At 51.0% G+C, this 11,050-nt stretch carries 13 protein-coding genes and 1 pseudogene; 2 read left to right on the top strand and 12 right to left on the bottom strand.

Annotated features, from left to right (window positions below):
• Positions 1 to 153: pseudogene (locus FHR98_RS16695) on the top strand (IS110 family transposase); the annotation flags it as partial.
• Between the two features lie 244 nt (positions 154 to 397).
• Here FHR98_RS16695 and FHR98_RS14715 read toward each other — a convergent pair.
• The 9 genes from FHR98_RS14715 to FHR98_RS16865 form a co-directional block, all read right to left on the bottom strand.
• Complete coding sequence (locus tag FHR98_RS14715; protein WP_183417487.1) at positions 398 to 1,441, bottom strand: YaaC family protein; 1,044 nt, start codon at positions 1,439 to 1,441, stop codon at positions 398 to 400.
• Between the two features lie 45 nt (positions 1,442 to 1,486).
• Entirely contained in the window at positions 1,487 to 3,019 is a 1,533-nt protein-coding gene (locus FHR98_RS14710; RefSeq protein WP_183417498.1) for a coiled-coil domain-containing protein, read from the bottom strand.
• Positions 2,950 to 3,342 (bottom strand): AAA family ATPase, encoded by a 393-nt coding sequence (locus tag FHR98_RS16855; RefSeq protein WP_183417486.1) that lies wholly within the window; start codon positions 3,340 to 3,342, stop codon positions 2,950 to 2,952. Before FHR98_RS16855 ends, FHR98_RS14710 begins: the two co-directional genes overlap by 70 nt.
• Positions 3,339 to 3,836 (bottom strand): ABC-three component system middle component 2, encoded by a 498-nt coding sequence (locus tag FHR98_RS14700; protein WP_183417485.1) that lies wholly within the window; start codon positions 3,834 to 3,836, stop codon positions 3,339 to 3,341. The genes FHR98_RS16855 and FHR98_RS14700 overlap by 4 nt, the downstream gene beginning before the upstream one ends.
• Complete coding sequence (locus tag FHR98_RS14695; protein ID WP_183417484.1) at positions 3,829 to 4,950, bottom strand: ABC-three component system protein; 1,122 nt, start codon at positions 4,948 to 4,950, stop codon at positions 3,829 to 3,831. The genes FHR98_RS14700 and FHR98_RS14695 overlap by 8 nt, the downstream gene beginning before the upstream one ends.
• A 136-nt stretch (positions 4,951 to 5,086) precedes the next feature.
• Positions 5,087 to 5,533: a M48 family metallopeptidase gene (locus FHR98_RS14690; protein WP_183417483.1), complete on the bottom strand. Its 447-nt coding sequence runs from the start codon at positions 5,531 to 5,533 to the stop codon at positions 5,087 to 5,089.
• Between the two features lie 421 nt (positions 5,534 to 5,954).
• The gene (locus FHR98_RS16850; protein ID WP_183417482.1) at positions 5,955 to 6,887 is read right to left on the bottom strand and encodes a site-specific integrase; all 933 of its coding nucleotides are present in this window, start codon (positions 6,885 to 6,887) and stop codon (positions 5,955 to 5,957) included.
• Between the two features lie 23 nt (positions 6,888 to 6,910).
• Positions 6,911 to 8,008 carry a hypothetical protein gene (locus FHR98_RS14680; RefSeq protein ID WP_183417481.1) on the bottom strand — a complete coding sequence of 366 codons (1,098 nt, stop codon included), beginning with the start codon at positions 8,006 to 8,008 and terminating at the stop codon, positions 6,911 to 6,913.
• Positions 8,009 to 8,422: 414 nt separating this feature from the next.
• Positions 8,423 to 8,629, bottom strand: a complete 207-nt coding sequence (locus FHR98_RS16865) for a GIY-YIG domain-containing protein (protein ID WP_496196074.1) — start codon at positions 8,627 to 8,629, stop codon at positions 8,423 to 8,425.
• 85 nt (positions 8,630 to 8,714) lie between these two features.
• On the opposite strand from FHR98_RS16865, the gene FHR98_RS14675 reads away from it, so the two are divergent.
• Complete coding sequence (locus FHR98_RS14675; protein WP_183417480.1) at positions 8,715 to 9,347, top strand: hypothetical protein; 633 nt, start codon at positions 8,715 to 8,717, stop codon at positions 9,345 to 9,347.
• A gap of 196 nt (positions 9,348 to 9,543) precedes the next feature.
• Here FHR98_RS14675 and FHR98_RS14670 read toward each other — a convergent pair whose 3' ends face one another.
• From FHR98_RS14670 to FHR98_RS14660, 3 genes are read right to left on the bottom strand one after another with little or no spacing between them, the layout of a single operon-like run.
• Positions 9,544 to 9,756 (bottom strand): integrase core domain-containing protein, encoded by a 213-nt coding sequence (locus tag FHR98_RS14670; RefSeq protein WP_437126641.1) that lies wholly within the window; start codon positions 9,754 to 9,756, stop codon positions 9,544 to 9,546.
• A 4-nt stretch (positions 9,757 to 9,760) separates the two neighbouring features.
• A complete protein-coding gene (locus FHR98_RS14665) occupies positions 9,761 to 10,765 on the bottom strand; it encodes a hypothetical protein (protein WP_183417478.1) in 1,005 nt (334 codons plus the stop codon).
• A complete protein-coding gene (locus FHR98_RS14660; protein ID WP_183417477.1) occupies positions 10,758 to 11,024 on the bottom strand; it encodes a hypothetical protein in 267 nt (88 codons plus the stop codon). The genes FHR98_RS14665 and FHR98_RS14660 overlap by 8 nt, the downstream gene beginning before the upstream one ends.
• Between the last annotated feature and the right edge of the window lie 26 nt (positions 11,025 to 11,050).

The following is an 11,050-nucleotide window of genomic DNA, read 5'->3' as shown; positions in this document are numbered from 1 at the left end:
ACCATCGACAGCCGAACTGGCGCCTGGGTCAGATCGCTTCTGGAGCGCAAACCAACTCGGGTCGTCACCGTCGCTATCGCCAACAAGACGGCCCGCACCGCCTGGGCGCTGCTCGCGAAGGGCGAAAACTACAGGGCGGCACCGGCCATCTGATCGAAGAAGCAACCCTTCGAGGCTCGCGGCGAAAAATAGTCAAGCCGCATCAGGAAGCCGGATATACGTCAGCAGTTGTGGCCCTTGATCCTGATCCAGCCATCCCGTTGCAATCGGGCGGGGTCCATATACGTCCACACATGACAGTGCCGCCGAGACCCTGTATTGCAGGGGCTCGGGGAGCGCCAGAGGCGCAAGTAGAGCCCGGTCCGGCCGAGGCCGGACGCGCCCTCGAAACGACCGGTTAACTGCGAATTCCCGGCTTCCAAAATTGAAACCCTGTAATTTCCGACGAAATCTGATCAATAAATTGGCTTGCAGCGTGTTCAATAAACTCCGTAAGCAGCCAGTTTGCGTTGCCGCACAGGTGACGATCAAAACCCCTTGGATCATAGCGCGACAGTTCGCTAAGCCGGTGCATGGCGGCAAACGCAATTGAAAGCTCATGACGCTCCGCTAACTTGTTCTGCGTTGAATTCTTCTTGAGATACCAAAGGTCTCTGTTACCGCTTATCGGCACGACGATACGTCTTGTTGTCGAGTGGTAATTTCCTAAACGGACGAGCGCCTGAGACTTCTCTCGCTTGTCCGACCTTCCCTTGATCCATTTGAACCTCTTCTCTCTGCGAACGAAAGTGTTCCCTGCATGCTCAAATGTTTCAAACAATCCTGGAATAGATTGAAGGATGCGGCCATCCGCGTAACGAGGAATGACCATCGCCTCGAACCACGCCTCGCTTGTACCGTCGTGGCTTACGTAGCAAGCCTTTTCCAACGGTATGAATAGTTCAGGCGCTGACGTGAATGTGTGCCGAAAAGCACGATGTACAAATGGCAGATTCCATAGAAGTTCTTTCAAACTATATTCGTGCTTGTTTGGACTTTCGCCGAGATAGCGACAAAGGGCAGGTAGAACACCACCCGACAGGAACGTTACCTTCTCATTTGCCAAAGATGCCTTGGCGCTCGCTGGCCGCTCTCCAGTAACACCGTGGGTGGTGCCGTGAACGGCAGAACGGACTTCCAAGAGAGCCTTCGTAGCGTTTAGGAACGAGTAGTAGAGGGTTAAGGGAGCAGCTTCGATACCTAGTGTCTTGGTCGCGTCGGCAAAACGGCGCGCCTGGAGCCAATAAGCTAAAGCATCCGCCTTGCCGTTTCGCTTCAACCACAGTTCTACGAAGAGCCACGGGTCATTGCTCAAAACGCTTTCGGCTTCGAAATTTGTGTGCTGTATCGCCTTGTGCATCCACACCCGTCTGTTGCCGAGCTTTATTTGCTTTCCCTTCAAACCTGCTCCCTCGACAGTTGTTGATTTTAAACGATAGCGCAGCTGCTAAACACCGTTTCGAACAGGGAAGAATCCATACCGGTCACGATGTGGGTTCTTCGTGAAGACAGTGACGTTCCCTCTCTCCAAAACAAAATCTGGCGGGTGCTCATTTTCAACAATTATGACTTGGGCATCGGACCTCAGGCCAAGGATATAGTCATAGAACCTTTCCTTTAGGTCCGTACCGCTGAGATCATCCTCTTCACCTTCCGGCTTCCAGTAAGCCAGCAGTGGAGAATCAAGGACGAGAAATCCGGGATGCGGCAGGTCATGTTCAAGACAGAACTCTAGAACCGCGATAGACACCGCCGCATGTGTAATCGCTCTAAGGCCCTTGCCAGAGCTACCCCTGGCTTTTCCAGCTATCTGAAAATCCTTGGCCGATTCATCGAAGAAGACGCGGTTAGCGTTGGGGTAGTGCCATTCAGTGAGAACGCGTTCAACGGTCTGCGAAAACGCATCGAGCGTAATTCTTGGGACCGTCGTACGAGACTCAGTTGCCTCGCCTCCATCTTCCTCCTGTTCCTCGAGTTCATCTTTTTGATGAACCAAACGTTCGAGTCGTCTAAATTTATCAAACGAAGCGTTCACCTCAGCGCGCTCCGAAATCAATTGATTGTATGATGCGCGCTCCGTTGAGACCGTGGGTTTGGCAATCTCGGTAAGTTGTTCGTCGATCTTTTTGTACTGCTCCTGCAAGCTAGGTAATTCGGAGTCTATTTGCTCGACCTCATTTTTGAGAGAGACGACAGTTTCACTCAATTCCCGATCCAACCGCCGAATTTTGTCCATCTCAGCACCAGCTGCTAAAACTACTTCTTCCGTATTCCCATCGCATTCAGCATCCAAATGTTGGTCGCCGGGATTTGCTCCACACAGAGGACAAATGTCCCGGTCGAGGTGGACAAAGAACGAGCCAGACTCATGTATGGCCTCAAGTCTCTTCAGGTCCGTTTGGTAGTGCTCATCAAGGAGTTTGAAGCGGCCTGTCAGTTCTTGAATCTCCAACAAACGTGCTCGCCGCCTTTGTATGTCTCTCGCCAGCCCGGCTCTCTGTTGAAGGAGATCGTCGTGGACGGCCTGGACCTCGTTCAGCGCAGTGTTCCGCTCCTCGATGTTTCCTTCCAGCTTTTTAAGTTGATCTCGCAATTCCGCCTCATCGAGTCCTTCTTCATTGATTTCGACTTGAAGCTCTTCAATGAGTTGGTCGAGCAACTCCAGCTTACCCGAAACAGACTCGCGCCTACCGGCCACCTCCCTCGAAGAAACAAGCGCACTATCGTCGGTCCCTGTAATGAGAAGTTTGAAAGCCGCATACTCTGGCGTTGATTGAACGAATTGGCCCGAAAGCAAAGGCGAGCCGCTTCTCTGAATCTCCTGTTCATTGACCACAGAAAGGCGCGCAAGGTCTCGAAAACTTAGAGACCGGGTGTCGCCAGCTCTGTTTCTCCGGAGTTGCTTTGAAATCAAGCCCACGCGCTCAAGGAGGGCGTGTGAAAGGGTGTCCTCTCTAGCTCCACTGTGCCGATCACGCAAAACCTTGCGCTCTGTAATGGGTTCTCCGTCAAGTAGTGCCTCTTCGTATGCAGAGAAATTACCCCCTCAATGCTTCGCTCTAATCCAAGGGGAGGCCAGCCCGCGCTTTCTATGAGAAGCCGAACGCGATCATAGCCCGCTTTCTCGGGAATATCCTTCGGCGGCTCGCTTCCGCCAAGCATGAAGTCAATGCTTTCTACGATGAACGACTTTCCTGTCTCGGAAGCTCCACAGATCACGTTAAGCCCCGCTTCAAGAGTGATACTGGCAGGTGGGCGGTTCGGGCCGAGAAATGCCAAATGCTTGAGAAGGAGACCGCTCATTTCGGCAACTCCATCTGGTAAGGAGTTTCAACGGGCTGAAACTCGACTGTCCAGGCTTCGAAGAGCCTATTAACAACTCGATCAAGTTCATCAGCCGTCAGCGCATCGAACGCGTCTACGACCCATTGGGCCCGCGCCTTTACGCCGACGAGATACTCTGACGTGAGATTGGCGAGAAAGGCGCCGGCGGCATCCTCTGCGACAAAAAGAAAACCACGGCTGTCCGAATATCTTCGGACGAGCTTAGCGCTAACCATCAATAGAAGACCACGCTCAACGATGTGACGGCGAACCAACAGCTCATTGGACCGCATCGGAAGCGCGGGATGCAGGCTGGGTGGACCGTCCGCGTCAGCGGAGTGCACAGTCAGGTAATCATATTGAACAAGCCTGTGAAGATCATGGGCATTCGGGTAGGCAGCGACCAAGAGCGCTAATGTCCGAACGCCAGTTTCCAAAGCACTGTTGAAGGGGCTGGGCTTTCGATCAGGCATCGGCGTCCACCCAGGTCAAACGGTCATCATTGGCGAGTTGGTGGCACACACCTTGTTTATCCGCAACACGGGTAACACCGACTAGGGCATTTCCGCCAACGTCAACGGTCGCAGCCGTCGAAATGGTTGCTCGTAGACACTCCAGTCCAGAGGCGTAGGACGCCTCGCACACATCGATCACGCCGTTGAAGATATCCTCCTGAAGAGAATCAAAAGTGTCTCTCGGCGTACGATCACGCGCAAAATTTCGGAGAGCTTCGGCACTGTAAAAAAGAACGCGCTGGCGATTATAGTGCTCGCGGAGCCCTCCGTCTGGATCGAGGTCTGCGGTCGCGGTAATTGCCGTACCTAAGTGATCTCCGTAGGCATCGAGAAGCTTTCGGAGATATACGCTTTCTTCGGAAGCAGGCGTGGGCGGCGGGGGCGGTGCTGTACCGCGCGGTGGCAAACCACCGCCAAATCGTGGTGCGTAAAAAACGGTCTGGAAGTGTTCCTCAATAAGCTCAGCCCCTGTCCTGTCCTCAAAAATCGAAAAATCAAAGCTGTCCACATAGGATAACAAATCACCCGTTAACGGCGCAGATATTCCGGCACCTATCTTCGGGGCACATTGGGTATCCCAGCGCGACTTGATTTCCGTTTTGAAGGTCTCCGAATCCGTGAGCCATCGGCCAACGGTAATCCCCACTCCTCGAGGGGAAACAAAAACATGACGGTGAGGGACACGGCAGGCTTGGTTAAAAGGCGGCGTCCGGTTGAAGGAGTGATAGATTACTTTAGCGACTTCTGCACAAACGTCTTCTGGCGTCAGCGCATGGTTATAGTGCTTGCACTGGTAGCTATCCCAAGGTTCAGCGAAGCCATCCGCTGAAGTGAAAGCAACCACATCGAGACCACGATCACCCGGTCCGGAGTAACGCCTGATTGCTTTATACAAACCCCTTGATTTGTGATGCGTCAGCCATTCCACAGTAAATGCTTCCCAGTCATCCGGCGAAAGGACCTCGATCAAGCGCACCGGAGGGACCGGAATTCCGGAAGACACTTGCGCGGCAGTTGGAACATTGCTCGACTGCTGCGGCTCAATATCATTAAGTTCGAAATCTTCCGACATCTTCTATTTACACCGGCATTTCTTTTCCGCGATCACTATCACTTTACGCGCCCTTAAGGTAGCAATGCTCCACATAAGAGATAATTACCAATATTAAATCAGTATAGATAGTCAAGGCACTCCGACACTTGCTAGTCTATGGTTTTTCAATAAACCCAAGCGGCAAATCATTCAGGTGCTTTCTCACATGCCGCCAGTTCGGCATATGTCGATCGAGCAGCGCAATAAATCCGTCGCCATGATTAAGAACGATGAAATGTGCACGCTCATGAAGAATAACGTAGTCCAGACACTCGATATCCTTCTTGGCGAGCTCCAGATTGAGCCGGATCGTTCTTCGCTGAGTGCTGCTTCCGCCCCAATTGGTTTTCATGCGCTGGATAAAGAAGTGATCGACTTCGACCCCAAATCGTTCCTGCCATGTCTCTATCAGCGCTGACGCAGCACCACGAAGCTCCTGCCAGTACCAATTATCAAGGACAGTGCGCCGGTTTTCCGTGTTTGCGCCTTTAGGAATGCCTAGCTCGATATGATGATGATCAACCTCGACATAGCTTCGGGGCGCGAATACGGAGGCCAACATCCTTCATAGCGTCCGACTGCATCCAATGGATACACCTTTTTGTAGCTTAAGTTGTGAAAGTTAGTGACAGCAACAACTGTCCCTGCTTTGATTTTGCTGGCGTTTTGGGTGTCCCGAGCCCGATAGCCCACCGGGCTTGCGGGTGGCGGTCGAGTGCTCGTCAGCCTTAACTAGATGGCGCATCGTATCATTCCGCCTACAGATAAGGCTGGAACGAACTACGGAACCGAACACCTCAGCTTGTATCGGCGTGTTGATGAACTTGCCAGCGGAAGATAAGCACTCGTTCGACCCGATGGCACTAGGCGCCCTTAGAAAATATTACAACACCTGAAGGCTAGTGGCTTGCCGCCCAAGATCATGATGCGGCGTGTGTCACCCACCGGCACCTATCTGCGTGGACGCTGCACCCGAAATATTCTCAGAATAGGCGGGCGGCAGCATTCTCGGAGAACAGTTCTCCCTCACGCACATAGCGCGCGAGCATTGCATCTGATCGATGACCGGTCTGCTTTCGAATTGAAATCGTAGTTGCGCCTTTCATTGCAGCACTTGTCGCTAAGCCAGCTCTCAGAGAGTGCGCTGAATACCGGGCTGGGTTAAGTCCGATACCCCTGACACGCTCTTTCACGATTTTTGCCACCGCCTCTGCAGACAGACGTTTGTTACTAATGCGTCCGTGCTTTGATACGGACCGAAATGTGGGACCCTCGCTCTTCATTCCGGATGTCAAAATCCAAAGATCAAGCGAACGAACGGGGCAGAACTCACCCCTCGCATACGGTATCCCGATCCGGCGACCCGTTCCTGTCTGATCAGTCTTAGAACGTCGGATCGTTATGACCATGCCCTGTCGGACCCACTCAATGTCATTGCAATCGATTGCAACGAGTTCGGACCTTCGGAAACCGCCGGCGAAACCCACCAAAAGCAGAGCCTTGTCACGGAGATCCTTCGGCGATTCACCCAAGCCGGATACGATCTTGATCAAGTCCTCAACGAGGAGGGGTTTGGATTGACTTTGTGGCGTACCATGAATTCGCTGAATACCCCGAAGAGTAGCTTTGATCAGCTTTGAGGTAGTTGGAGAGGGACAGCCTTTTGCTTCATGGGCGGCCGTGAGAGCCGCTAGCCGACGCTTAATCGTGGACACCGCATAAGCCCCAGCCTGATCTGACAGATAAGTGGCTAGAACTTCCGGCACACAAGGAATGGTCCCGCCCCAAGCGATGAAATGTTCCAGGTCCGACCTGTAGGCTCTGCGCGTATTTTCTGAAATCGCATTTCGGACGTACTCCAGGACGCTTTGATCGATCTCTGGAGGTCCAGGATTTGAAGTCGTCAGATTGCTCATTTTTTACCTCCGATAAGTGATGATTATCGGGAGTTAGGCACGCACACAGACCTGCGGACCTGATTGAGTAGCGCGTGGTCTTCGCCCAGAAGATGCAAAACTTCGGAGCAGTCCCTGATGCCCGCCCCGGAGCACCCCAGGTCGGCCATCTTTCGTATTCGATAGCCTGCACCCCACTGCAGACGCCGATTAACCAGACTGGCTTCGTGGCGGAATGCGATACCGGCAAGATAGGCAACCCGCTCGTCTTTTGGGACGTGTTGCGCGATCCAGCGCGCGGTTCGACAGTCAGCTTCTAGAAAGCGCGCAAAAGCCCGATTGCCTTCGCGCACATGCATGTCGAAACACCACGAAGGAATACCGGAAATCTGCGTTTCTTCTGGAAGCTCATCAGCCATGCAGGCTAAGGATCTGGCACTACGCTCCTGCCAAAGAAGCATTAAGTGGGGTGCCAACAATCCAGCCCCTTTCTTGAAGCCCTCGCTCGCGAGAGCCACCACGGTCATAGGCACTTGCGAATTCTCGAAGCACTCGAAGAGGGCCTTCGGATCGCCTTTCCGCGGTCTCATATTGAACGATGGGAATCTGTCGGTTCCTAGGCAGTAACGCAGGGCTACCGCTCGGCTCTCAAGAGGTGCATCACTCCTGAGGTGTTCAATGAGCGTTCTGAAGGGTTGGTAAGTCATCGACAGACGTACATCTTCCAGGTCTAGATGCCAGTCCGCCACGATAACAAGATCGTCTGTTGCTCTGCATTTACACGCCCTCGCTAAATGCAAAGTTAAATACGAAACAACTGCCCACTCCCCTCCAATCCTTGCCCACCGTTTTCTCCCTGACAGTCCGGCAAGCACCAAGCCAACAGCATCGATATCTGCCAAGCCAACATCCTCAAACGCGATGACAGCCAACCGCCGCCACAGACGGTCTGGCGACTTACGATACAGAGCCCGTGCCGCACAAAGAGCGAGATCAACCCGCCCCCGTCGGATGGCTTTCTGTAAAAGGCTCATGGCAAGCCAAGGGGATAGGCCGGGGATCTCAAGGACGCTGTCGCACTGTTCTCGTAAATTTATTATGCTAATAAGAGTATCGTTGTAATAATCTACTATGTATTTCATGGTTAGAACCTCCAATCATTTATTAATGCCGGAGGATTGATGTCATTTATCCCTTATTATTATATCTATATTTTAGTTTGATGCAAAACTATGTCCCATTAGATAGTGCTGCGCATATGGGGCACTCTTAATTCCACACACATGCCCAAAATAGGGGGCCTTCACGCAAATTAATCAAACATCTAATTTACTGTTTTAAATGAAGTTTTATGATTCCGAAAAGATTTTCGGATTTCGGGAGCGAATTTCAAAATCCGCCTACCAAAGGACTGAAAAAAACGCGTCACATGGGACAAGATTGCACGGGTTTGACACTGCTAAAATGTCAATAAGGGACAAATTATTACTTCAATTTATTTCTTCACGAAAAATGTTCTTCTTGCTGTAGGGGGTCAAATGTCCAACGCAGTTTTTTCAAAGCTTCCTGGCCAAATCCATCCAGCGGTCGAAACAGCTTAAAAAATGCAGGCCACTCTGATCATCAACATGATTGTTGTTCCAGAGTCCGGATTCGCGAACGCGTTCGCGGTTCGAATGTCTTCCGAGCCACGCACCGCAAGGAGGATCTAGGGGCGGCTTTTGCCAATTGCTCAGAAGGGCGACTCTTGAGGTTACATGCATCAGCGGGCATTATTGTAGGATGTTGCGACTCTGCGTTTGCTTTTTTCTTATCTTTTGCAGTGGCTGCACTCAGAATGGAGGTGGTGTGGCGGTCAGAGATACATCTTGGCCTATTACAACTTATTCATATGGCTGCCAAAGCAATCAACTTCCTAATGAGCCCGCGTGCCTTTGGTTAGGCAGCTTTGAATATTCATCTGAATTTCAAGCTTGTCGTCTAAGTGTTGACAATTATATTCGCGCTCTTGATAATTATTATTCATGTATTTCTGAAAAACTACAAAATAATTTTCAAATACTTATCGAACAATCCTATGAAACATATAACTGTTATGTAGATAGATTTGAAGAATCAGGAACTGTATCAATCTCTTCTCTTTGCCCCGGTATTTCAGTTGAACCTTCATATCAGACATATCCAATCCTTACAGGCGCCGGGAAGATTCATACGAATTACGGCGTACCAGCTTGTGTTAGGAAACAAAGTGGGCACGATTACTCTCCCAGCAACACTTTCGAGTTGATGCAATGTAAAGGTGATGTCCGCGCATTCGCGGGTGCAGCAGACGGTCGTAGCTCGGCGATTAGAATTTATGAGTCAGCACCAGAGCAATATGAGAAATATATGAGGGCACTTCGCCGCGAGATTCAAGAAAAGGGAAATCGGGCTGTGGAGAAATTCAATTGTATGGCGGAACGTCGACGCATATGTCTTTAGGTGTTTAGTCCCGGCATTTGGTGGATAGGATTGAGCCTGAGTCGTTCGAGCTCGTTTGCCCTTGCTTTGCAGCTGTATTCGTAGGGGGTGAGGCATCTTAGGCCATATGGACAATATAGTTGACGCATGATTCTGGATTTGATTCAAGGTGACCTTGCCCCCTTCACCCCCCGTTTATGAGTAGAATCTGTTCTGGTTATGGTTCTGATCGGACCGGGTTGTAAATTCCTTTGGTGTGGCTCGTATGCGGTCTGAGGTAGTTATAATCGTGACGCCAGCGCTCATTGAGCTCTCTTGCATGGCCGTAACCCCTGAACAGATTTTCGTTCAGGCTTTTGCCCCGGAGTCGACCATTGAAGCTCTCGACAAATCTGTTCTTCATCGGTTTGCTAGGTGTATAATTGCAGATCCGATTATTCCGGCACTTTCAAAATCTCGAGCTTACCCAATAGTTCCGGCCAATGGTCCCACCACGGTTCAGGGGTCCATTCTTTAAGCGGAGTTTTCTTGAACACCTTCCGATAGCGTTGACGAGTTTTTTGGGGGAGCAACGCAAGTGCCGCCTGCAGACCACGAACCTCGACAGAGTCAGCGAAGATTGTCCAATGCTTCAGATTCACGTTCATTGGCGCAGTGGGCATCTCCATCACCAAAAGATTAAGGAAGGGATTCTCCAAATTCAGCAGTTCTTTTAATAGCGACTGATTGCGGAGCGTGTACTCAAACCGCGTAAGTGGACTCGGAAATTCGAGGCCGGGGCTGCTTTGTTTTTTCTCCGATGCCTTATCATAAATCCGGACACGCTTGTAAGACTTGGACGCGCCGAAGCAGATGGTTTCGAGATACCCGCTCTTAGTATAACGAAGCGATTTGGTCGCGTGACTTGGAAGTGGATGGATCTGCTTCAGGTCCACACCACCGAGGTCCACAGCAATGTCAATCCGGGCCACTTTGCCTTGTTCTAGGAAGTAAACGTATCCGCCCGGAAGAAAATACTTCAGCACATTATGAAGCTCTTGAATTCCTTTCGCCCCGATGTTGCTCGGGTTGAACTCCATGGAGATGAACGGCAGATGAGATTTCTTTGGTCCCATGACAATTCTGACAGGGCTTTGTTTTTCACCCACTTGCGCCAAGTACGTTCCGTAGTAATTGGGGTTCTGGGAAATTGGCTTAAACTTCCCCATAACATTTGAAATAGAGTAGATTTTTTTATTTAGAGCTTTCTTTTCCTGAAGGGAGTATTTGACCGTTGAAATCAATTGCAATTTGTCAATCAGCATTGAGGCCGATACTGTCTCACCCACAGATAGGTTTACCTTTGTCCCACCTATGGTATCTCCCTTCTTCTTAAAGCTGATTTTAATTACTTTGACCTTCTTGACTACCTTTTTAGAGGATGGAGGCTGTTTAGTCATGATGGCCTCCCTCACTCTGGCTGTTGAGCCAACTCACAAACTCATCAATATTGATCAGAATCCGACGCCCAACGCGAATGATCGCTCCATCAAGACCGTTTCCTTCGAGCACGTCTCCAGCGGCGCTAAAGCGGGATTGAGAATTGAAGATCAGATGACGCAACGCCGACTCCGTGAGCCACGGGAATCGGCTGTCCTGGGCCAGCTGTTTAACGGTTAGGAGTTGCGGGATCGTGGGGCCCGCCCAATCGGTTTTCATCTCGTGTTCCTCCTTTTCGAAATTCG

The organism is Limibacillus halophilus (assembly GCF_014191775.1).
GTDB lineage: Bacteria > Pseudomonadota > Alphaproteobacteria > Kiloniellales > CECT-8803 > Limibacillus > Limibacillus halophilus.
The sequence above is the reverse complement of the archived record's forward strand: the minus strand, read 5'-3'. Positions and strand labels throughout refer to the sequence as shown.

Coding starts and splice junctions, on each gene's coding strand:
- FHR98_RS16855 (WP_183417486.1), bottom strand. CDS start 3,342: ATGAGCGGTCTCCTTCTCAAGCATTTGGCATTTCTCGGCCCGAACCGC.
- FHR98_RS14700 (WP_183417485.1), bottom strand. CDS start 3,836: ATGCCTGATCGAAAGCCCAGCCCCTTCAACAGTGCTTTGGAAACTGGC.
- FHR98_RS14695 (WP_183417484.1), bottom strand. CDS start 4,950: ATGTCGGAAGATTTCGAACTTAATGATATTGAGCCGCAGCAGTCGAGC.
- FHR98_RS14690 (WP_183417483.1), bottom strand. CDS start 5,533: ATGTTGGCCTCCGTATTCGCGCCCCGAAGCTATGTCGAGGTTGATCAT.
- FHR98_RS16850 (WP_183417482.1), bottom strand. CDS start 6,887: ATGAGCAATCTGACGACTTCAAATCCTGGACCTCCAGAGATCGATCAA.
- FHR98_RS14680 (WP_183417481.1), bottom strand. CDS start 8,008: ATGAAATACATAGTAGATTATTACAACGATACTCTTATTAGCATAATA.
- FHR98_RS16865 (WP_496196074.1), bottom strand. CDS start 8,629: ATGCATGTAACCTCAAGAGTCGCCCTTCTGAGCAATTGGCAAAAGCCG.
- FHR98_RS14665 (WP_183417478.1), bottom strand. CDS start 10,765: ATGACTAAACAGCCTCCATCCTCTAAAAAGGTAGTCAAGAAGGTCAAA.
- FHR98_RS14660 (WP_183417477.1), bottom strand. CDS start 11,024: ATGAAAACCGATTGGGCGGGCCCCACGATCCCGCAACTCCTAACCGTT.